16 protein-coding genes are annotated in these 21,700 nt (G+C 66.9%); 10 read left to right on the top strand and 6 right to left on the bottom strand.

Features of this window, described 5'->3' with window-relative positions; genetic code table 11:
- Positions 1–77: 77 nt before the first annotated feature.
- From ACW175_RS02165 to ACW175_RS02150, 4 genes are all read left to right on the top strand, one after another.
- On the top strand, positions 78–710 hold the full coding sequence (locus ACW175_RS02165; protein ID WP_492103034.1) for a DUF2306 domain-containing protein: 633 nt from the start codon (positions 78–80) through the stop codon (positions 708–710).
- Positions 711–818: 108 nt separating this feature from the next.
- Positions 819–1,139 carry a c-type cytochrome gene (locus ACW175_RS02160; protein WP_492103033.1) on the top strand — a complete coding sequence of 107 codons (321 nt, stop codon included), beginning with the start codon at positions 819–821 and terminating at the stop codon, positions 1,137–1,139.
- A gap of 127 nt (positions 1,140–1,266) precedes the next feature.
- Complete coding sequence (gene msrB, locus ACW175_RS02155) at positions 1,267–1,743, top strand: peptide-methionine (R)-S-oxide reductase MsrB (protein ID WP_492103032.1); 477 nt, start codon at positions 1,267–1,269, stop codon at positions 1,741–1,743.
- Between the two features lie 29 nt (positions 1,744–1,772).
- The gene (locus ACW175_RS02150; protein ID WP_492103031.1) at positions 1,773–3,650 is read left to right on the top strand and encodes a cytochrome c biogenesis protein DipZ; all 1,878 of its coding nucleotides are present in this window, start codon (positions 1,773–1,775) and stop codon (positions 3,648–3,650) included.
- 21 nt (positions 3,651–3,671) lie between these two features.
- On the opposite strand, the gene ACW175_RS02145 is transcribed toward ACW175_RS02150, so the two are convergent.
- Complete coding sequence (locus tag ACW175_RS02145) at positions 3,672–5,078, bottom strand: amidase (protein ID WP_492103030.1); 1,407 nt, start codon at positions 5,076–5,078, stop codon at positions 3,672–3,674.
- Between the two features lie 68 nt (positions 5,079–5,146).
- Between ACW175_RS02145 and ACW175_RS02140 the strand changes: the two genes are divergently transcribed.
- Positions 5,147–6,136 (top strand): P1 family peptidase, encoded by a 990-nt coding sequence (locus ACW175_RS02140; protein ID WP_492103029.1) that lies wholly within the window; start codon positions 5,147–5,149, stop codon positions 6,134–6,136.
- 98 nt (positions 6,137–6,234) lie between these two features.
- Here ACW175_RS02140 and ACW175_RS02135 read toward each other — a convergent pair whose 3' ends face one another.
- Genes ACW175_RS02135 through ACW175_RS02120 form a run of 4 tightly spaced genes read right to left on the bottom strand, consistent with a single transcriptional unit; the run spans position 6,235 to position 12,541 of the window.
- Complete coding sequence (locus tag ACW175_RS02135) at positions 6,235–7,824, bottom strand: dipeptide ABC transporter ATP-binding protein (protein ID WP_492103028.1); 1,590 nt, start codon at positions 7,822–7,824, stop codon at positions 6,235–6,237.
- Entirely contained in the window at positions 7,825–8,649 is an 825-nt protein-coding gene (locus ACW175_RS02130) for an ABC transporter permease (protein WP_492103027.1), read from the bottom strand. It lies immediately after the preceding gene.
- Entirely contained in the window at positions 8,646–11,192 is a 2,547-nt protein-coding gene (locus ACW175_RS02125; RefSeq protein WP_492103026.1) for an ABC transporter substrate-binding protein, read from the bottom strand. The genes ACW175_RS02130 and ACW175_RS02125 overlap by 4 nt, the downstream gene beginning before the upstream one ends.
- Positions 11,189–12,541 (bottom strand): tetratricopeptide repeat protein, encoded by a 1,353-nt coding sequence (locus ACW175_RS02120; RefSeq protein WP_492103025.1) that lies wholly within the window; start codon positions 12,539–12,541, stop codon positions 11,189–11,191. The genes ACW175_RS02125 and ACW175_RS02120 overlap by 4 nt, the downstream gene beginning before the upstream one ends.
- 212 nt (positions 12,542–12,753) lie before the next feature.
- Here ACW175_RS02120 and ACW175_RS02115 point away from each other — a divergent pair, with 212 nt between their 5' ends.
- From ACW175_RS02115 to ACW175_RS02105, 3 genes are all read left to right on the top strand, one after another.
- Positions 12,754–13,443, top strand: a complete 690-nt coding sequence (locus ACW175_RS02115) for an SDR family oxidoreductase (RefSeq protein ID WP_492104878.1) — start codon at positions 12,754–12,756, stop codon at positions 13,441–13,443.
- 360 nt (positions 13,444–13,803) lie between these two features.
- Positions 13,804–15,186 carry a tyrosine-type recombinase/integrase gene (locus ACW175_RS02110; protein ID WP_492103024.1) on the top strand — a complete coding sequence of 461 codons (1,383 nt, stop codon included), beginning with the start codon at positions 13,804–13,806 and terminating at the stop codon, positions 15,184–15,186.
- Between the two features lie 292 nt (positions 15,187–15,478).
- Positions 15,479–15,865 carry a helix-turn-helix domain-containing protein gene (locus tag ACW175_RS02105; RefSeq protein WP_492103023.1) on the top strand — a complete coding sequence of 129 codons (387 nt, stop codon included), beginning with the start codon at positions 15,479–15,481 and terminating at the stop codon, positions 15,863–15,865.
- A 717-nt stretch (positions 15,866–16,582) separates the two neighbouring features.
- Here the strand turns inward: ACW175_RS02105 and ACW175_RS02100 are convergent.
- Complete coding sequence (locus ACW175_RS02100; RefSeq protein ID WP_492103022.1) at positions 16,583–17,104, bottom strand: hypothetical protein; 522 nt, start codon at positions 17,102–17,104, stop codon at positions 16,583–16,585.
- A gap of 131 nt (positions 17,105–17,235) precedes the next feature.
- On the opposite strand from ACW175_RS02100, the gene ACW175_RS02095 reads away from it, so the two are divergent.
- Together ACW175_RS02095 and ACW175_RS02090 are read left to right on the top strand one after the other, a co-directional pair.
- A complete protein-coding gene (locus ACW175_RS02095) occupies positions 17,236–17,472 on the top strand; it encodes a helix-turn-helix domain-containing protein (protein ID WP_492103021.1) in 237 nt (78 codons plus the stop codon).
- A gap of 693 nt (positions 17,473–18,165) precedes the next feature.
- A complete protein-coding gene (locus ACW175_RS02090) occupies positions 18,166–21,558 on the top strand; it encodes a TM0106 family RecB-like putative nuclease (protein WP_492103020.1) in 3,393 nt (1,130 codons plus the stop codon).
- Positions 21,559–21,700: the final 142 nt, after the last annotated feature.

Below are 21,700 nucleotides of genomic sequence, written 5' to 3'. Positions count from 1 at the left end.
CCGTTCGCGAAGCAAGGCCTAGCGAGACGCCGCGCACGTCGCAACGAGGTTCGGCGAACACCACTGAAGGACCGACCGTGAACACCACGACCCTGACCAAGACGCCCCGCTGGCCCGCCCGCGCCCTGTGGGGCCTGGGCGCCCTCCTGAGCCTCGGGATTGTCGCCTATGCCGCGCGGTACCTGCTACATCCGCCACGCACCCCGGCCGAGGCCCTGGGCAATCCGCTGGGGGTTCCCTGGCTGGTCGTTCATATCGCCGGCGCGACGACCGCCCTGTTGCTGGGCTCGCTGCAGTTTCTGCCCGGACCGCGCAGGACGGGCGGCCATCGGTGGATCGGGCGCATCTATGTGCTGGGCTGCCTGGTCGGTGGCGTGGCCGGGTTGATCCTGGCGCCGGGGTCCTTCGCCGGCCCTATCGCGACCGCCGGCTTCGGAAGCCTGGCCGTGATCTGGATCGCCGTCTCCCTGCTGGGCTGGCGCGCCGCCTTGGACCGGCGCTTCGTGGACCACCGCCGCTGGATGATCCGGTCCTGGGCTCTGACGCTCGCGGCCGTCACCCTGCGGCTCTACCTGCCGGCGGTGCAGATCCTCGACCTGCCGTTCCTGCCCTGGTACCGCGCGATCTCGTTCCTGGCCTGGGTTCCGAACCTGCTGGTCGCCGAGCTGTGGCTGCGGAGCGAGGGGCGGCGCCGATCGGGCCATCACTGAATCGCCATGGATTTGCGCGACGATCGCCCTATGCTCGGGTGCTCGATCTCGGGAGGCTGACCTGGCCTCCCGTCTAGCGCTGGCCACCACGCGAAAACCCGTTAGACCATGTTCAGCAAAACTCTGAAAAACGCGCTCCTGATCGGGGCGGCCCTGGCTTGTGGATTTGCGAGCGCCGGGGCGTCGGCGCCCGCTGACACGCCGGCCAGCGCGCCCTCCGCCAATGCGGCTGTGGATCCCGGCCAGGCCATCGTCGCCAAGTCCTGCCAGTCGTGCCACGAGCTGGGCATGGTCACTGAAGCCCGCCACACCGCCAAGGAGTGGAACAACGTCATCGAGCGCATGCGCGCCAACGGCGCCGATCTGAGCGACGATGACGCCAAGCAGGTCCAGGCCTATCTGACCAAGCTGTACGGCAAGCCTGGCTGAGCGGCCTCCGTCAAGCCCGCCAACCTTCGCCCCGCGAAATGAGACCCGGCGAAATCAGCGATCGGCGCGTAACCTTTCCGCTCGCCACGACGTATCTGATTGCGGGCGGCGAAATGGAGATTTTGCGATGACGACGCGACGACACCTTCTGGCCACCGGCGGCCTCTCGGTCCTTGGCGCGGCCTTGGGCCTGGCCGGCTTCGGCGCGCGAGCCGAGACCTTCGAGGTCACCCGCGGCGACGCCGAGTGGAAGCGCATGCTGCCGCCGGACGCCTACGAGGTGCTGCGCCACGCCCGCACCGAGCGCGCCGGCACCAGCCCGCTCGACAAGAACTACAAGAAGGGCACGTACAGCTGCCGCGGCTGCGACCTGCCGCTGTTCTCGTCGGCGACCAAGTTCGACAGCGGCACCGGCTGGCCCAGCTTCTGGCAGTCCCTGCCCAACGCCACGGCCAAGAGCCCCGGCGGCAGCATCATGTGGGGTACGGAAATCCACTGCCGGCGCTGCGGCGGGCACCTGGGCCATGTGTTCAACGACGGTCCCAAGCCCACCGGCCTGCGCTACTGCATGAACGGCGTCGCCCTGACCTTCAAGGCCGCCTAGACCCCTGCGTTTTTCGGGACCCGAGTTCCATGATCCTGTTCCTGCTGGCCTATCTGGGCGGCGTGCTGACCATCGTCAGCCCGTGCATCCTGCCGATCCTTCCGTTCGTGTTCGCACGGGCCGACAAGCCGTTCGTGCGCAGCGGCCTGCCGATGCTGGCCGGCATGGCCGTGACCTTCGCCCTGATCGCCACCCTGGCGGCGGTGGGCGGCGGCTGGGCGGTGCACGTCAACCAGTATGGCCGCTGGATCGCCCTGGCCCTGATGGCCTTCTTCGGCCTGACCCTGCTGATCCCGAGCCTGGCCGATCGCCTGACCCGGCCGCTGGTCGCCCTGGGCGGACGGCTGTCTCAGAGCGCTGACGAACGAGAGGCGGCCGGCGGCTCGACCGTCATGGCCTCGGCCCTGCTCGGCGTCGCCACGGGACTGCTGTGGGCCCCGTGCGCGGGTCCGGTTCTGGGCCTGATCCTGACCGGCGCGGCGCTACAGGGCGCCAACGCCCAGACGACCCTGCTTCTGGTCGCCTTCGCCGCCGGCGCGGCGACCTCGTTGGGCCTGGCCCTGCTGGTCGGCGGCAAGGTCTTCACGGCCATGAAGCGCTCGCTGGGGGCAAGCGAGTGGATCCGGCGCGGCGTCGGCGCGGTGATCCTGGTCGCCGTCGCCGCCATCGCCCTGGGCGTCGACACCGGCTTCCTGACCCGCGTCTCGCGGACCAGCACGGCCGCGCTGGAGCAGGGCCTGGTCAACAAGCTGCATCCTCGCCAGGAGTCGGTGCTGCTGCCCGCCAGCGGCGACGCGATGAGCGGCAGTCCCGCCATGATGGCCGCCAACCCGGCGATGATGAGCGCCAATCCCGCGATGATGTCCGCCAATGGCGCTCCGGGCGACGCGATGATGATGCGGGCCAAGCCCGGCCAGGGGGAGGTCCTGCCGGTCGAGGGCGCCGCGCCCGCCCTGGACGGCGCGGTGACCTGGCTGAACTCCCCGCCCCTGACCACCGCCCAGCTGAAGGGCAAGGTGGTGGTCGTCGACTTCTGGACCTATTCCTGCATCAACTGCCTGCGCGCGATCCCCTACGTCCGCGCCTGGGCCGAGAAGTATAAGGACCAGGGCCTGGTGGTGATTGGCGTCCATGCGCCGGAATTCGCCTTCGAGAAGGACGTCAAGAACGTGCGCAAGGCCGTCGCCGACCTGAAGATCGGCTACCCGGTGGCGGTCGACAACAACTACGCGATCTGGCGCGCCTTCGGGAACCAGTACTGGCCCGCGCACTACTTCATCGACGCCAATGGCCAGGTGCGCCACCACCACTTCGGCGAGGGCGGCTACGACCAGTCCGAGCGGGTGATCCAGCAACTGCTGGCCGAGGCCGGCAAGGCCAAGATCGAAAGCGGCCTGGTGGCGGTCAAGGCCACCGGCGCGCAAGCCGCTTCGGACGGCAAGGACGTCAACTCGCCCGAGACCTATATAGGCTATGGCCGCGCCGAGAACTTCGCCTCGACCGGAGGCGCGGTGCGCGACGCGCGTCACGTCTACGCCCTGGCTGGGCCGCTGAAGCTCAACGCCTGGGGTCTGGCCGGCGACTGGACCATCGGCGCCGAGCAGGCCGGCCTAAACGCGCCCGGCGGCAAGATCGCCTACCGTTTCCACGCGCGCGACCTGCACCTGGTGCTGGGTCCGGCGGCCAATGGCGCGGCCAATGCCGCGAAGGTCCGCTACCGGGTCACGATCGACGGCAAGCCGCCCGGCGCCGACCATGGCATGGACACCGACGCGGCCGGCAATGGCGTGATCACCGGCCAGCGGCTCTATCAGTTGGTCCGGCAGAAGGGCGCGATCGGCGACCGCACCTTCGAGATCCAGTTCCTCGACGCCGGCGCCCAGGCCTACGCCTTCACGTTCGGCTGACGGAGAGCCGCCGCTCGAGCGTCAGCGCCGGGTGTCGTGGAACGGCCTGGATGGCCAGGGCCGCTGAACCGGCCGCAGCCGCTCATAGGCCCGCGACAGCCGCAGGACGCCCAGGTCGTCGAAGCGCCGGCCAACGATCTGCAGGCCGATCGGCAGGCCCTCGGCGGTATAGCCGCAATTGATCGACGCCGCGGGCTGCTCGGTCATGTTGAAGGCGACGGTGAAACCGATGTGCTCGAAAGGCCGCGCCGGGTCATTGGTCGGCGACGGCAGGTGCGCGTCGAAGGCCGGCATGGGCGCGGTGGGCGAGAGCAGGAAGTCGAACGGCTGGAACGCCTTGGCGCCGGCTTCGCGCATGCGCTGGATCTGGTTGAAGCCGCGATAGACCGACAGCCCGTCGGCGCCACGCGCCGCGCGCGCCCATTTCAGGATATAAGGCAGGCAGCGCTCCGCCCGCTCCGGCGGCAGGGCGTCCAGGTCGCTCAGCGAGCGCGTGCGCCAGAAAAGGTCGAGACCGTCCAGCATGTCGCGGGTCAGGTAAGGCGCGAACGGCTCGACGATCGCGCCCGCCGCCTCGAAGGCCCGGGCGGCGGCGGTCACCGACTCGACGACCTCGGGCTCGACGGGCAGGCCGACGCCAGCGTCCAGCATCAGGCCGATCCGCAGGCCCTTCAGGTCTAGATCGAAGTCGTCCCAGGCGATCAACGCCGGCGGTAGGCTCATATGGTCCCGACCATCGGGGGCGCTAAGCACGCTCATGGCCAGGGCGGCGTCCTCGACCGCGCGGGTCATGGGGCCGGCGCAGCGGCCGATATAGGGCGGGTCGATCGGGATGCGGCCGTTGCTGGGCTTGAAGCCGAAGATCCCGCACCAGCCGGCCGGCAGCCGGATGGAGCCGCCGATGTCGGTGCCGATGTGCAGCGGTCCATAGCCCGCCGCCGCGGCCGATCCCGCCCCCGCGCTGGAACCGCCCGGCGTCTTGGCCAGGTCCCACGGATTGCGCGACAGGGCGTGAAAGCTCGACAAACCGGACGATAACATGCCGAAGTCGGGATTGGTGGTCTTGGCCAGGATTACCGCGCCGGCCTCGCGCAGCCGGGCGGCCGGCGGGGCGTCGACCGGCTCGGGAACCAGGTCGGACGCGGCCGAACCGATCGGCTTGGGCACGCCCTGGGTGGCGATCAGTTCCTTGATGGTGACAGGCGCGCCGTCCAGCGGCCCCAACGCCTCGCCGCGTCGCCAGCGGTCCTCGGACGCGCGGGCTGCGTCCAACGCCCCCTTCGCGTCCAGAGCCCAGGTCGCGGCCAGGTCCGGCTCCCTGGCCTCGATCCGCGCCAGCACCGCCTGGACGACCTCGACTGGCGACGCGCCGCCCTCGCCATAGAGCCGGGAGAGTTCGGTCGCGGTCAGATCGGGAAGCTCGCTCATGCGGGAAGACTAGGCCCAGCACGGGCGGCTTCGCTAGAGTGCCGGCGAATCCCTGAAAGGACATCGCCTTGCTTCGACCCGGTCCGCGCAATCTGCTCACCGACGTGCCCGGCCTGACGGTCGGCAACGCCACGGACGAGGCGGTGCGCAGCGGCGTGACCGTCGTGCGCTTTCCGGGCGGCTGGACCGCCGCCGTCGATGTGCGCGGCGGCGGGCCGGGTGTGCGCGAGACCGCGACCCTGTCGCCCGAGAATGGCTATGCGCGCCTGCACGGCCTGACGCTGAGCGGCGGCTCGGTCTTCGGCCTGGGCGCGGCCGACGGCGTCGTGGCCGCTCTGTCGCGGGCGGGCGAAGGCTTTCCGATCAGCCCCGGCGCGCCGACGGCGCCGATCGTGGCGGGGGCGGTGCTGTACGATCTGGGCAATGGCGGCGACAAGGCCTGGGGACTGGAGCCGCCGTACCGCCGCCTGGGCCAGGAGGCCTTGGCCTCGGCCGACACGACCTTCGCGCTCGGCGCGGTCGGGGCGGGACGTGGCGCGCGGGCGGGCCTGGTCCCGGGCGGGCTAGGCTCCGCGTCCCTGGACCTGGGCGACGGCTTGATCGTCGGAGCCCTGGCGGCCGTGAACCCGGTTGGTTCGGTGTTCATGCCGGACGGCGAGACCTTCTGGGCCTGGCCGTTCGAGATCGACGGCGAGTTCGGGGGACGGACGCCCTCCGGGCCGGCCGGGGCGGTCGAGCCGATGCCGGATGACTCCCGCCTGGCCGGCCAGGGGCGGCTGGCGCAGGGCGCCAACACCACCCTGGCCGTGGTCGCGGTCAATGCGGCGCTCACCGCCGCCGAGTGCAAGCGCCTGGCGATGATGGCCCAGGATGGGCTGTCACGCGCGGTGCGTCCGGCCCACACGCCGTTCGATGGCGACGTGGTGTTCGCGGCCGCGTCGGGCGCCGTCGACCTGGGCGAGACCGGGCGCCTGCGCCACCTCGCCCGCCTCGGCTCGGCGGCCGGCGACTGCCTGGCGCGGGCCATCGCCCGAGGGGTCTACGCGGCGCGAAGCTAGAGCATTTTTCGATCCAATTGGATCGATGAAATGCTCTAGCCTATTGTTTTGACGCATTTTCTGACGACGAACCGGTACCCACTTCGTCGGAAAATGCTCTAGGCTCTCGAGGCCAGAGCGCGGGCCAGATTCGGCGTCGCGGCGATCAATTGCGCCGTATACGGATGTTTCGGCGCGGCGAAGACCTCGGCGGTCGGTCCAGCCTCCACGATCCGCCCCTCACGCATCACCAGCACCCGGTCGGTCAGGCCGCGCACCACGCCCATGTCGTGGGTCACGAACAGATAGGCCACGCCCAGGTCATCGGAGAGGCGGGCCAGTAGGTCCAGCACCTCGGCGCGGACCGTGACGTCGAGGGCCGAAACCGCTTCGTCCAGGGCGATGACGTCGGGCTCGACGATCAGGGCGCGGGCGATGGCGATGCGCTGGCGCTGGCCGCCGCTGAACTGGTGCGGATAGCGATCGGCGGCCTCGGCCGGCAGCCCCACCTTGGCCAGCATGGCCTCGACCCTGGCGCGGCGTTCCAGGGGCGAGAGCTTGACGTCCAGCAAATGCAGCGGCTCGGCCACCAGACGCTCGACCGTCCAGCGCGGATCGAGACTGCCGTTCGGGTCCTGGAAGACCAGCTGGATGGCGCGTCGGCGGCGGCGCGGCGAGGCCGGCGTGAAGGGTTCGCCAGCCAGCCACACCTCGCCGCCCTGGACCGGATCCAGGGCCAGCAGGGCGCGCAGCAGGGTTGACTTGCCGCTGCCGGACTCGCCGACCAGGCCGACGATCTCGCCGGGATGGATTTCCAGCGAGACGCCTTGCAGCACGCGGACCGGCGGGCAGGCGCGAAGGAAGCGGCGTGGGCCGGGATAGTCGCGGACCACGCCGCGCGCCTCCAGGATCGGCGCGGCCTGGACGTCCGGCGTCCGGGTCCGGACCGGCAGGCGCTCGGCGTCGGCGGCCAGGGCGCGGGTGTAGGGATGGGCCAGGGCCTTGAAGACGGCGCCGGTCTCGCCCTGCTCGACGATCTCGCCGTCCTTCATCACCGCGACGTGGTCGGCGGCCTCGGCGATCAGGGCCAGGTCGTGGCTGATCAGGATCAGGGCCGCGCCGTCCTCGCGCACCAGGTGGCGCAGCAACTTGAGGATCTCGGCCTGGGTGGTGACGTCCAGCGCCGTCGTCGGCTCGTCGGCGATCAGCAGACGGGGCGACAGCACGACGGCGATGGCGATCGCGACCCGTTGGCGCTGGCCTCCGGACAATTCGTGCGGATAGCGGGTCAGGGGGATGTCGGCGAGGCCCACACGGTCCAGCGTCTCGCGGGCGGCGGCCTTGGCCTCGGCGCGCGAGGCCTTGCGGTGCAGGCGAACGACCTCGGCCACCTGGGCCCCGATGGTCATGACCGGGTTGAGCGATGTCATCGGTTCCTGGAACACCATGCCGATGCGGTCGCCGCGCAGCTGCGACAGTTCGCCGTCGGGCAGGCCGACGAGGTCGCGGTCCTCGAACCGGATCGCCCCCTCGACCCGCGCCCCACGCGGCGGCAGGCCCAGGATCGACAGCGCCGTCAGCGACTTGCCGGAGCCGGACTCGCCAACGATGCCGAGCACCTGGCCGGCCTGCAGCATAAGCGACAGGCCGCGCAGGATCGGCTGGTCGCCCAGCATCAGCTTCAGGTCCTGGATCTCGAGCAGGGCCACCTAGCGCTCCTCGCCCAGGCGCGGGTCGAGCCGGTCGCGCAGGCCGTCGCCCAGCAGGTTCAGCCCCAGCACGGTGATGACGATAGCCAGGCCCGGGAAGATCGCCTGCAGGGGCGCGACCGCGACCAGGGTCTGGGCGTCGGCCAGCATCTTGCCCCAACTGGCGGCCGGCGGCTGGGCGCCGAGACCGACATAGGAGAGCCCCGCCTCGGCGATGACGCCCAGCGAGAACTGCAGCGTCGCCTGGACGATCAGCACACTGAGCAACCCAGGTGCGATGTGCTCCAGCGAGATCTGCGTCGGCCCCTTGCCGGCCGCGCGGGCGGCCAGGACATAGTCGCGGGTCCAAAGGCTTAGCGCCGAGCCTCGGGTGAGGCGGGCGAACACGGGCACGTTGAAGATGCCGATGGCGATGACGGCGTTGATCGCCCCCGGACCCAGGACGGCGGTGATCAGGATGGCCAGGATCAGGGCCGGGAAGGCGAAGACCACGTCCGAGGCGCGCATGACCAGTTCGTCGACGAGGCCCCGCCGGGCGGCGGCCAGCAGGCCCAGCGGTACGCCGACGCCCGCGCCCAACAGCACGGCCACCAGCGAGACCGCCAGGGCGTTGCGAGCGCCGAGCAGGATCATCGAGGCGACGTCGCGGCCGAAATGGTCCAGGCCCAGCCAGTGGACGGCCGAAGGTCCTTGAAGGCGGTGCTCGATGTCGAAACTGGCCACGTCGTAGGGCGTCCAAACCAGCGACAGGAGCGCGGCGGCCACGAAGGCGATGCTGATCACGCCGCCGACGATCAGGGTTGGCGAAAGGCGGGCGCGGCTCATGATCCGCGCCTCCGCAGGCGGGGATCGACCAGCACATAGGCCACGTCGACCAGGAAGTTGGTGGCCACTACGGCGAAGACCAGCAGCATGACCACGCCCTGCACGACGATCAGGTCGCGCTGGGTGATGGCTTGCAAAACGAGACGCCCCAGGCCGGGCAGAAAGAACACGTTCTCGATGATCACCCCGCCGGCCAGCAGAAAGGGAAACTGCAGGCCCAGGATGGTCAGCAGGGGGATCAGGGCGTTGGGTAGGCCGTGCCGCCACAGCGCCTGGCTGGCCGTGAGGCCCTTGGCGCGGGCGGTGCGCATATAGTCCTCGGCCAGGGTGTCGATCAGGGCCGAGCGGGTGACGCGGGCGATGATGGCGGCTTGCGGCGCGGCCAGGGCGACAGCCGGCAAGGCCAGGGCCTTCAGCGCCGGGACCAGGCCCGCGTCCCAGCCGGGGAAGCCGCCGGCCGACACCCAGCGCAGGCCGATCGAGAACACCATGACCAGCAGTACGGCGAACCAGAAGTTGGGAATGGCCACGCCCACCTGGGTCAGGCCCATGACCACCGTGTCGGTCGCCCTTCCCCGCCGCGCCGCCGCCAGGGCGCCGATCGGCGCGCCGACAGCGACTGAGAGGACCAGGGCCAACAGGGCCAGGGGCAGCGAGACGCCGATCCGCTCGGCGACCAGGGCCGCGACCGGGGTCTGGTAGGTGTAGCTGACGCCCAGGTCGCCGCGCGGCATGCCCAGCAGCCAGGCGAGGTAGCGCTGCGCCGCCGGACCTTCCAGCCCCATCTGCTGGCGCAGGTTGGCGACGGCCTCCGGACTGGCGTTGAGGCCCAGCATGTAGGCAGCCGGGTCGCCCGGCACGACCTGGATGATCGCGAAGACCACGACGCTGGCGGTCAGCAGGGTCAGCACCATCACCACCGCCCGGCCGCCCAGATAGGCCGCCCCGAAGCGGACGGCGAGCAGGGCCACCCCCGCCATCACGGCGAGCGCCAGGACCGCGCCCATGACGGCGCCGGCAGGACCGGCCTTGCCGCTCCCGAGGGCCTCCGCCCCGCCGGCGCCATCGAACCCGGCCGCGTGCAGGTCGAGGGTCTGGGTCGGCGAATTGATCCAGACGTCCCTCAGGCGAGCATCGAACACGCCCAGGTGCGGGGACTGGAACAGGAAGCCGTTGACCGCGTCGTCGGCGATCCGGCGCTGGATCTGAGCCAGGATCACCGTTCGCCTGCCCTCGTCGGTCGCGCCCTTCAGGGCCTCCATCAGCTCGTGGAAAGCCTCGCTATGATAGCCGAAATAGTAGTCGGCCTTGTCATAGATGGCGTAGTCCATGGGTTCGGCATGGCTGACGATGGTCAGGTCGAACGCGTGGCGGCCATAGACCTGGTTCAGCCATTGGGCCCACTCGATGTTCTCGATCTTCACCCGCACGCCGGCCTTGGCCAGTTGGGCGGCGACGATCTCGCCACCGCGCCGGGCGTAGTTCGGCGGCGGCAGTTTCAGGGTCAGGTCGAGGCCGTTGGGATAGCCGGCCTGGGCCAGCAGCGCCTTGGCCTTGGCGATGTCGTGCGGATAGAGCCCGGTGAGGTCGACATAGGCGGCGTTCTGCGGCGGGAAGTGGCTGCCGATCGGCGTCCCGTAGCCGTACATGGCGCCGTCGATGATCGCCCGGCGGTCGAGGGCGTATTGCAGGGCGCGGCGCACCCGCACGTCGGCCAGCGGGCCAGTGCGGTTGTTCATGCCCAGGATCACCTCGCCCTCGCTGGGGGCGGTGATCACCTTGAGGGCCGGATCGGCGCGCAGCTGGGCCAGGTTCTCCGGGGCCGGATAGTCGGGGAAAGCGTCGATCTCGTGGGTCTTGATCGCCGCATAGGCCGCCGCCGGATCGGCGATGAACTTGAACTTCACCTGACGCAGCTTGGCGGGCTGGCCCCAATAGCCGTCGTTGCGGACCAGGCTCACGGTATCGCCGCGCCGCCAGCCGGCGAACTTGAACGGGCCGGTGCCGACCGGCGTGGTGGCCAGGCCCGCCGCCGACTTCGGCGAGACCATCACAGCATCGCCCCAGGCCAGGGCGTAGAGCAGGTTGCTGTCGGGCTTGGACAGATGCAGGCGCGCCGTACGCGGATCGATGATCTCGACCCGCCGGATGACGCTCAACGCCTGCTTCTGGACGTTGGTCGAGGCCGGCGCGAGGGCGCGCTCCAGGCTGAACTTGACGATGCCGGCGTCGAACGGCGTCCCGTCCTGGAAGCGCACGCCGTCCCGAAGATGGAAAGTGTAGGTCAGGCCGTCGGGCGTAACCTCCCACCAGGTCGCCAGCAGCGGCTTGACCGCCCCTTGGGCGTCCAGGCGGACGAGGCCTTCGAAGATGTTGCGGTAGACCACCTCGTCGGTCGCCACCGCCGCGCCGGAGGTGGGATCCAGGTTGGGCGGCTCCAGTTGCAGCGCGACCGTCAGGGTGTCCTTGGGCGCGGCGTGGGCGACGGGCGCGAAGGCCAGCAGGCAGGCGACCGCCAGACCAAGAAGAGCGCGGAGTTTCACGCGATGCGCGCCCGGGCCTTGGCGGCCTCGGTGGGCAGGCCCAGGCGGTCATAGACTCTCGCCAGGGCGCGATTGAGCGGCACGCCGTCGGGATCGAAGCCGCGCCGCAGCTCCAGCGCCTGCTGGGCTTCCGACAGCCGGTCGGCGCGGATCAGGGCGTCCAGGATCAGTTGCTCGAAGAGATCCCGCTGGGCGTGGCTGCCGCCGATCTCGGCCAGGCGCGGCAGGGCGGCGCGCAGGCCGCGCAGGGCGCTCGGATAATCGCCCCGCGCGTGGGCGACCAAGCCCTCCGCCGCCGGCAAGGCGACCTCGCGCCAGGTCTCGCGGACGAAGTCGGGCGCCTCCAGCGCCGCGCGACGCACGGCGGCCAGCAAGGCGCCCGCCTCGGGCCGGCCCGCGCGGGCCAGGCCGTAGAGATATTGCAGGGTCAGGAACGGTTGCACCACGTCTTGGGCGCGGACGGCCAGGTGGTCGGCGAGATCGGTCCAGCGCTCGCCGACATCCACGCCGGCCAGCTCCAGCCGGGCCAGCAGCGACACCGCCCCGACCTGATCCTGGGAGTAGTCCTTCGCCTGCGCCCAGCAGTGGTCGTCATAGGCGGCCAGGGCGGCGTCGAAGCGACCCTGGCTGAGATAGAACAGCGCGAGATGCCACCAAAGATGCGTATCCATGAACGAGTTCAGGCCCGTCCAGGTGTCGCGGACGCCCTCCAGGAACGCAACGCCCTCGGCGACCCGACCCTGGGTCAGCATCACATGGGCCAGGGCGTGCTGAGCCCAGGGCTCCTTGCGCTTCAGGGCCAGCGCCCGCCGGGCGGCGGCCTCGGCCTCGTCCAGCAGGTGGCACTGCTCGTAGGCGAAGGCCAGCATGCCGTGCAGCTGGGCCACGTCCTCGGCGGCGGGCAGGACGGCGCTGGCCGCCCGCAGCATGGCCGGGAAGTCGCCGCGGTTGAAGTCGTGATACTGCCGAAGCTTCAGCACCAGCAGATCGCGGGGCCACGCCGCCAGGATAGCGTCGGCGACGCCCAGGGCGCCGGGAATATCGTCGGCCGACCAGGCCGTGACGAAGTCCAAGAAAGCCTGTTCACGCGGATGGGCTCGACCCGCCGCCGCCCGAGCTCGAGCCAGATACGGCGCGGCGCGTTCGGCGGCGTCCGGCGCCTCCAGCAGCAGCCACAGCGTCGCGGCATAGGCGTTCAGAAGGGCGCAATCCGGATGCGCCTCGGCGGCCCCGATCACTTCGGCCGCCCGGGCCTCATACCCGAGGAAGCCGTCGACGAAGCCGTTCACCGCCGCCAGGGCGGCGTCTGGTGTCGGGCTGACCGGGTTGCCGAGATAGTCAGTACGCATGGGGGGTACTCTAGCGGACGCCAGCCTCGGCGAGGAAGGTGGCCGTATCGTCAGCCGAGCGCCGCGGGATCTCGACCCGCGGCAGTCGTCCGACCTTCGGATAGCGTTCCACGAAATCATACTTTGCGTCTCATGCGCCTGGCGTACGCCACCGGCGGATCCACATTGAGACGGTGACAATGAAGGGAACCGCCACATGACAAAATCCCTGAATCCGCACCCCCAAACCGTTCGGCGCGTCGCGCGGCCTTGGCCTGGCGATGGCGGCCGAATTCGTCAAGAAGGATTGGCGCGTCGTCGGCACGGTTCGCAACGATGGTCCGACGGGCTTGAGCGCCCTCGCCGACGCCCATCCCGATCGGGTCGTGGTCGAGAGGCTCGACATCACCGAGCCTGACCAGATCGTGAGCTTGCGCGAACGTCTCGCGGGCCATGCCTTCGACATGCTGTTCGTCAACGCCGGGACCGCCAACCAGGATCAGGCCGAAACGATCGCCGAAACGTCGGCCGATGAGTTCGTGCGTGTCATGCTCACCAACGCCTTTGGCGTCATGCGCGCCGTGGAAGGACTGCAGGACCTGGTGCGCCCCGCCGGCCTGATCGGCGTCATGTCGTCGGGCCAAGGCAGCATCGGCGACAACCTGAAGGGCGGCCACGAGGTCTACCGAGGCAGCAAGGCCGCCCTCAACCAATATATGCGTAGCTATGCCGCCCGCCATCGCGACGGCCAGCGGGCCATGGTGCTGATGGCCCCGGGCTGGATCCGCACGGAGTTGGGCGGACCGCAGGCCCCGTTCAGTATCGAGGAGACCATTCCGCGGTTGGTCGATACGCTTGTCGCGCAGCTGGGCAAGCCGGGCCTGCGCTTCATCGACCGGCATGGCAAAACCGTGCCGTGGTGACCATGCGGAGGTTTGGCCGATCGGCGGTTCACCGTCTGATCACGCGCGGGGCGGGGAGGACTGAACTACCGCGCACCATGGCCGCTTCGGCGGGCGACCAGTCTGCTCTGGTCGAGGTTCGCGGTTTAAACCGAATGTTGGACGCCGGAACGATTCGAACGTCCGACCCTCAGAATTCGTAGTATTGAATACCACTTCCGAAGTAAGTCGCCGATTGTACGCCAGAGTACGAAAGGTATTTGTTATTGTTGGACCTTTCCATTTCGAGTAGTATGGCGTCGGGCCATAGCGTAAGGCGGCCCCGAGATCGGAAAAACGCCAAACCCGGCTTAGAACCCGGCTTGGAATTGGACCTTTGCCATGGCCAATCTGAGAACTACGCTCAACGACCGCACGATCTTCCGCCTCCCACCCGCCCAAAGCGGCCAATACGTCGTTCGCGACGAGGAGTTGCCGGGCTTCTCGCTCGTCGTCGGAGCACGGAAGAAAACCTTCACGGTGAAGGGCGAGTTCTGGAGCGAAGGCCGTCGCCAGCACAAGACGATGGCGATTGGCGCGGCCGGCGAGATGACCACGCGCGAAGCGCGCACCCGCGCCAAGGAACTGCTGGCAAAGATCGCCAAGGGAGAATTTGCCGCCAGGCCCGAAGAGGCCAAGCCGCAGCGTGAAGCTGGCGTCACCCTGCGCCAGGCCTGGGAACGCTATTGCACTGCTCACATGGAACGGAAGAGCCGCAGCGCAGAAACCATCCGAGGCTATCGCAGCCACGTTGAGCGGATGATGGCCGACTGGCTGGATCGACCACTCTTTGAGCTGGGCGACAATCCCGCTCTCGTTGCGGAACGCCATGACAAGATCTCGCGCGACAACGGTCCAAACGCCGCCAACGGCTGCATGAGAACCCTACGCGCGATCTACAACCATGCTCGCCGCTCCCACCGGTACTTGCCGCCGGAAAACCCAACGCTGGCCGTGGACTGGAACGAGGAAAAGCGCCGCGACACCGCGATGGGCCTCGCCGATCTGCCTGGCTGGTTCGAGGAAGCCGGGCGGATGAGGCACGCCATTCGTCGCGAGTTTCACCTCTTCACGCTGCTGTCGGGTAGCCGCCCTGGGGCGCTATGTCGGGCGCGCTTGGATCATCTGGATTTGAAGGAGCGCGTGCTGCACATCCCGCGCCCAAAGGGCGGCGCCAAGCGCGCGTTCAGCATTCCACTTTCGCGCCCGATGATCCGTTGCCTCATCCGCGCCATTCGAGCCAGCCGCGCGGTGTGGCCACGACATGCCGAGACCTGGATCTTCGCGGCCGAAAGCGCCACCGGCCATATGGTGGTCCACAAGGAGGCCCGGCACGTCCTGTCGAAATTTGCCAATGACCTGCGTCAAACCTATCGCACCGTGGGTCAGGCCGCCGGCCTCTCTGAAATCGACATGCACCTGCTGATGAACCACAGCCTTCCGGGAGTGAACGCGGGCTACATCACCCGCGCCAAGCTGCTGGGCGACCACCTACGGTTCGCCCAGGAAAAGCTGTCGGGCACCATCATCACCGCCGGGGCGCCAACCCCCGGTTCGAACGGTCGGCTCTGGCCTCACCTGCCCTCCCGCAAGATCGGTCATCCCATTGCCGATCCCGTGCCCCCGGATCCGCGCTCACTGGCCGGAATCCAGCAGTACGAGATGGCCAGGGAAACGCGCGACTTCAACGACGCAAAGCGCGCCATTGCGCAAGTCCCGGCTTAAACCCCCGCTTAGTCAGGCCCGGCGCCGCCGGGGCTAATAATGGCTCCCCCTCCTTTGTGTGTCCCGCGCGCTGATACCTCCAAAATATCGGCCCGAAGATCGGCAGAATAATCGGCTAGGTCGCGGGTCGGATGTCGAAAAATGCCTTGTGAAAAAGGGAATTTCGGCACGACGGCAATAGCGACCAAGATCGGCATAAACATCGACAGAGGACGAGGCATCTGACCTTGGCGACGACCATCGTGGGCGAAGCCGCACTTTACGGCTGCCCCTTCACAACAATTGGCCGGATATGGACAATTACGGTCAATTCAACGACTTAATTGTCCCTATGTGGACACCATTGAAAACCGCTGTTGAACTACAAACCGATCTTGGCGATCGGGTCAAAATACGCCGCATCGCCCTCGGCTTCAGTCAGAAAGATGCGGCGACGCGGGCCGGGGTCGCCTATCGCACATGGCGACGGATGGAAGCCGAAGGTAAGGCCTCTATAGAGGACCTAGTAAAAGCCGCGCTCGCGCTTCGGTGCGAAGAGGGATTGGCAGGCCTCTTCCCCACGCCAGAGGCAACCAGCATGGACGACCTGCTTCGCCAACAAAAGCTGGCTCTGGCGCCACGGCTCCGCGTCAGCGCAAAAGCTCGCGCGACGCTGAACAGCGCCGCCTCCGACACCTAAACCTCGGCTGATAGTCGCCGAAGCCTCGGTCGTAGGTGTGTCGGTCAGCGCCTGTCCGTGTGCCAGGTGTAGAGCTGTGGGTTCGAGGCTAGAAACGCCCGACGCGCGGCTCTGGCACGCGCCATATGTGGAGACGAGGCCTCCCATGCAGCGACCGCCGCAATCAATCGTCCCTCTCGCCCCAGAGCGGCATCTGCAAGCTTGACCACCACCAGATTCGGCGTCGCCTCGGGCTGGATGGTGAGAAGCGCCTCAAGCGCCGCCGCCTCTTGGCCCGAGCCCTTACGGTCTGCGATTGCCGCCAGCGCGATTGCGGCAGATCGGCCGACGCCATGCCGGCAATGGACAAGCAGTGAGTGATGGCGATGCACTCTGGCGAATTGGATCGCTTGGCCCACTTGATCCGTCGTCGCGACCCGGACGCCGAGGCCGTCGTCATCGACGTCCTCGAACGGCAAAATGAGGTGGGGAGGTTTTGGCGCTCGATGAAACCGCAGCTGATCAGCCGAGCGGCACGCGGGATCTTCTAGGGTGATTACAGCGTCAAATCGCCGTTTATGGCGCCACGCTTGCCTCAAGCTTGCAACCGCTATGACGCCTGGACTTGGATTGGGAAGCATCGAGAGTTTGACTTGGAGGGTATCGGAGGCACGACCTTAGGCATGTCCTGCGAGCTTTGATATAGCCCCACGCCGACTGTGAGGAGCCCAGACGCTATCAGCCAGTAGGTAGGCTCGGCGGCACATAGGGCTCTCCGCAGCCGGGGCATTTGGCCGACGCCAGAAACGCGATGGCCTTGCTCACAAACGGAGCCGTGTCACCCGGCTCATAAACGTCAATACGGGCAGCGATCACTAGAAGGCTTGCGACCTCATGGAGGTTGCGCGGCGCGAGCTTGGTGATCTCCTTGAGACGGCGGTTGCGCTCTTTCCAGAGTTCACCGAGCTGAACCTCTATGGCGGCCATTTCGGGCGCCATGGGGAGGCTGCTGCGCTGATGGCCACTCATGCGGAAATAATCGTACCCAGAGGCCGCAAGGGTCTCCAACGCGGACCAGCGCCGGGCCAGGCCATCGTGCTCGAAGTCGTTCGCCAGCCAGAGCGCGCATTGGCCAATGAGGCTATCCTCCGCTGGCGTCGCCGCTACGTTCGGGGCGCTGCAAACCAGCGGCGCGGCGGACGTCGCGCCGAGGAGCGTGCGGCGAGAGATGGAGGTGGGATCGGCCTTGTCTTCAGACATGCGGGGGCTCCCGGCGTAGGCGCTCGGTCCGATCAGCACGCTAATCGGTGGAGTTTGAATGGATTGAAGCTACACTCAAACGAATTACGGTGACCGAGTCAACGGAATTCATTCACTTGTGGAGAATAACGTTGACTCTTCTCGCCCCGCCGCAAGTTCGAATGGCCCGAGCCGCCTTGGGCATCAGCGTTCGCGAGCTCGCAGAACGATCAGGCGTCGCGGAATCTACGATCCTTCGTTTCGAAACGGGCCGTGGAGGCATTCTGGCCGCCAACCTCGACAAGGTTCAGACGGCTTTGGAAGAAGGTGGGGCGGTTTTCATCAGCGCAGACGCCAGCGGCGGACCAGGTGTCCGCCTGGCGAAATAGCCGCCGGCATCACCTCAACCGCTCAAGGGAGCCAGGACCTGAAAGGTCGGTGCTCGCCCTGGAGCGCTTGGAGAGCCTCTGCCGGGCGGGATGGTGCGGGTCAAGGGCGGCTTCGCCGTCGCTCCGCGATACGCGCCGAAGGCGCGCACCCTTGACGCGCGCCAGCCCGTCCGGCCCTCGTTCCACCAAGCGCACCAGGGCGGATTGTCTCCGAGCGAAGGTCCGACGCCCTTGGTGGTGGCCGGCGATTGGGGTGATTGAGAGGAGGCAGGGAGGCGGAAATTCCCTCAAAAGTTCGATGGCGAGATAAAAGCGCCGGGACCTTTCAGGTCTATGTCGCTGGTGGTGTTGAGTAATTTCCGGGACCTCGTTTTCAGCCTAGGTCCCGGATTTCAAAGCTTCTTGAGCAGGGACAAAGAGTTATCCGGGACCAGCGGGACGGCCCAACACGATTGGTCCCGGTCAAGCCGTCGAAGCATATGGGGAAGTCGGAAAAATAGGGACCTGCCTCAACGGTTGGTCCCTAGAAAAGCTTAGCACCATCAATGACCTGGACCTGAAAGGTCCCGGTCCTTTTATCTTGCCGTCCCCCAAACTGCCCTACTACCCTTTTCAGAGGATTTTCGGCGCTATCAGTTGGCTTGAACGCGCCATGGTTGTTGACCTGGGCAAGCGCTACCGTATCGTTCGCAAATGAAGATCGATGGCCAAACGATCCGCCTGAGCGCGTCCGACCTGGTTGGACACCTCAACTGTCGCCACCTCACGGACCTCAATCGTGCGGTGGCCCAAGGAGACCTAGCAGCGCCGAAGGTTTGGGACCCCTCCCTGGAGGCCCTTTGGGAAAGGGGAAAGGAGCACGAGGCCAGTTACGTCGAACACCTGGCGAATCAGGGCTTGGAAGTCGTCACCATCGCCGGCGTCGACATCACATCCGACGCCGTCGCCGAGACCAAGGCGGCAATGCAGGCCGGTGCGCCGATCATCGTCCAAGGGGCGCTACAAACTGGTGCCTGGGCGGGGCGAACCGATGTCCTGCGGCGGATCGCCGAAGCGAGTGAGTTGGGTGATTGGTCCTATGAAGTGATCGACACAAAGCTTGCGAGAGAGACAAAGGGAAGCACGGTTCTCCAGATAAGCCTCTACTCGGACCTTCTAGCTCAAGTGCAAGGAGCGGTGCCTGAGTGGATGCATGTCGTTCCCCCTTACGCCGGCTTTGAAGCTGAGACCTATCGCGTCACGGACTTCGCGGCCTACTATCGCGTTGTCCGTGGTAGTCTGGAGGCCGCCGCCGCCGCCCCTCTGGTGGACGGGCAAACCTATCCCGATCCCAATCCGTCGTGTGATATCTGCCGGTGGCGCAATCGTTGCGATCAACGCCGGCGTGAAGACGATCACCTCTCCCTCGTAGCCGGTATCTCCAAGGTTCAACGGGTCGAGCTGACAGGACGAGGGATCGCGACGACTGCGGCGCTGGCCGCGCTACCTATTCCGCTGCCGTGGAAGCCCGAGCGCGGTGCCGCCGAATCCTATGTCCGCGTCAGGGAGCAGGCCCGCGTCCAAGTGGAGGCAAGAGAAGCCGGCGGCGAAATTTTCGAGCTGATGCCCAATCAACAAGGCTTTGGCCTGTGGCGACTACCCGAGCCCTCAGATGCCGATGTCTTTCTCGATTTCGAGTCCGCCCCCTACGTCGGCGAGCATGGCCTCGAGTACCTCCTCGGCTACGAATACCGCAACGATGCCGGGGAATGGACTTACGCCCCACTATGGGCGTTGACGCGGGAGGCTGAGAAGGCCGCGTTCGAAACGTTCATCGATTTCATCGTCGATCGCTGGGCTAAGTTTCCAGACCTGCACATTTATCATTTCGGCGGATATGAAACTGGGGCGCTCAAGCGACTGATGGGGCGCTACGCCACCCGCGAAGATGACTTGGATCGCATCCTGCGCGGTCTGCTTCCCGTCGACCTCCTGAGCATCACCAAACAGAGCGTCAGGGCTGGCGTTGAGAGCTATTCCCTCAAGAAAATGGAGCCGTTTTTCGGCTTCACGCGGGACACGAGCTTGCCCGATGCGCGACTGGCGCTGACCCGCGTGGAGACCTGCCTGGAGCTGGGAGAAGCCCAGGCTATCGACCCGCCCGATCGCGACACCGTGCAGGCGTATAATCGCGAGGACTGCACCGCCACGCGCCATCTCAGGAACTGGCTTGAGGCGCTGCGCGAAGGGCGACTAGCCGAGGGGATCAATATCGCCCGCCCGCAGCCAGGCGACGGCACCCCATCCGAGAAGGTGGCGGAATGGCTGGAAAAGATAGGGCCGCTCGTCGCGGCGCTGACCAATGATGTGCCGGTTGATCCGCTGGAGCGGTCCCCCGAACAGCATGGCCGCTGGCTTCTTGCGCATATGCTTGAGTGGCATCGACGCGAGGATAAGGCCGTCTGGTGGGAGTTCTTCCGCCTCGGCGATCTTGGCGCTGATGAACTCATGGACGAGAAGTCCGCGCTTTCCGGCTTGATCTTCCAGGCCGCCGTCGGCGGCACCGCTGCAGCGCCGATCCACCGCTACCAGTTTCCGCCGCAAGATACAGACGTGCGCCCGGGCAAGGGACTCCAGTATGTGGGTGGAAAACCCATGGGTGCCGTGGAGGACATCTCGTCCGACGACCTGACTGTCGACATCAAGAAGCGGAAGGACACGGCGGATCTGCACCCCGAAGCCGTATTCGTTCACGACTACATATCGCCCGAACCGATGAAGCTGTCGCTGTTGCGCCTCGCGGAACACGTGGTTGCGCACGGGATGGTCGGCAATGGTCCGTATGCGTCTGCGCGGGCCCTTCTCATGCGGCGCCGACCGGCCCTGAGCGAGGACGTCCCTCTGCGGCTCGACGACGAGCCCACACTAGAAGCCGCCAGACGCATCGCCCCTCTGCTGCAAGCCGGTGTGCTCCCGATCCAAGGCCCCCCGGGGACTGGCAAAACCTACACCGCCGCACGGATGATCTGCACTCTGGTGGCGCAGGGCAAGAAGGTGGGGATTGTCGCAAACGGCCACGCGGTCATCCGCAACCTCCTCGACAAGGTGATTGAAGCTGCTGACGAGACGGACGTCGATGTGCGCTGCGTTCAGAAGCCCAAAGAGAAGGAAGAGGATTCTCATAGGCTGAAGATCGCAAACAAGGCGTCGGATCTGTTCACCGCATTGAGCACGGGTTGCCAAGTCGCGGGCGGCACCGCGTGGCTGTGGGCCAGTCCTGAAGCCTTCCAGTCGGTCGACGTCCTTTTCGTGGATGAGGCAGCGCAAATGTCGCTGGCGAACGTGCTGGCCGTTTCGCAGGCTGCGCCAATCCTCGTTTTGGTCGGCGATCCACAGCAGTTGGATCAACCCACCCAAGGAAGCCACCCCGATGGCACCGAGTGCTCCTCACTCCATCACTTGCTCAATGGTAAGCAGACGATCGGAAAGGATGAGGGCCTCTTTCTCGATGAGACATGGCGACTAGCGCCATCGATCTGCGACTACACGTCGGAGCTTTTCTACGAGGGCAAGCTGACCGCCCGCGCCGGCTCCGAAAAGCAGGTGATCGCTGGCGCTGGGCCTTTCGATGGTTCCGGACTTCGCTACTTTCCTGTCCAACATAGCGGTAATCAGAGCTCTTCACTGGAAGAGGCCAACGCCATTGCTGGCATCGTAACGGGGCTACTTGGGGCCGACGTCACCTGGGTCGATCACAAGGGCCAGCATCCCCTGACCTTGGACGACATCCTCATCATCGCGCCCTACAACGCCCAGGTTTATGAGATCCAGCGGCGTATTCCCGGCGCAAGGGTCGGAACGGTCGACAAGTTTCAAGGACAGGAAGCCCCGATCGCCATCTACTCCATGACCACATCCAGCTACGCAGATGCGCCGCGCGGCATGGAGTTTCTCTACAGCCCAAACCGCCTGAACGTGGCGACGTCGCGGGCCAAGTGTTTGTCGATACTTGTAGGCTCGCCAAATATTTTCTCGGCCGATTGTCGAACGCCGAGGCAGATGCAGCTCGCCAACGCGTTCTGTCGATACTTGGAGGTCGCAACTTGAGCGAACTCGCGCTTCCGCAATGAGGAAAGCTTAACGCGGGAAGTTGAACACGCGGCCTGAGGTAAGCCCGCTGTCGGGATCCCACCATACGCGTTTCAAATGCGTAACTGCATCTACATATATTTGATTCACAAGATCTGCG

Source organism: Caulobacter sp. FV1ye6ST (genome assembly GCF_058681225.1).
The sequence above is the reverse complement of the archived record's forward strand: the minus strand, read 5'-3'. Positions and strand labels throughout refer to the sequence as shown.

What these genes read in the sequence shown, in the direction of transcription:
- ACW175_RS02160 (WP_492103033.1), top strand. Translation starts at nt 819, where the DNA reads ATGTTCAGCAAAACTCTGAAAAACGCGCTCCTGATCGGGGCGGCCCTG.
- msrB (WP_492103032.1), top strand. Translation starts at nt 1,267, where the DNA reads ATGACGACGCGACGACACCTTCTGGCCACCGGCGGCCTCTCGGTCCTT.
- ACW175_RS02150 (WP_492103031.1), top strand. Translation starts at nt 1,773, where the DNA reads ATGATCCTGTTCCTGCTGGCCTATCTGGGCGGCGTGCTGACCATCGTC.
- ACW175_RS02145 (WP_492103030.1), bottom strand. Translation starts at nt 5,078, where the DNA reads ATGAGCGAGCTTCCCGATCTGACCGCGACCGAACTCTCCCGGCTCTAT.
- ACW175_RS02130 (WP_492103027.1), bottom strand. Translation starts at nt 8,649, where the DNA reads ATGAGCCGCGCCCGCCTTTCGCCAACCCTGATCGTCGGCGGCGTGATC.
- ACW175_RS02120 (WP_492103025.1), bottom strand. Translation starts at nt 12,541, where the DNA reads ATGCGTACTGACTATCTCGGCAACCCGGTCAGCCCGACACCAGACGCC.
- ACW175_RS02110 (WP_492103024.1), top strand. Translation starts at nt 13,804, where the DNA reads ATGGCCAATCTGAGAACTACGCTCAACGACCGCACGATCTTCCGCCTC.
- ACW175_RS02105 (WP_492103023.1), top strand. Translation starts at nt 15,479, where the DNA reads ATGGACAATTACGGTCAATTCAACGACTTAATTGTCCCTATGTGGACA.
- ACW175_RS02100 (WP_492103022.1), bottom strand. Translation starts at nt 17,104, where the DNA reads ATGTCTGAAGACAAGGCCGATCCCACCTCCATCTCTCGCCGCACGCTC.
- ACW175_RS02090 (WP_492103020.1), top strand. Translation starts at nt 18,166, where the DNA reads ATGAAGATCGATGGCCAAACGATCCGCCTGAGCGCGTCCGACCTGGTT.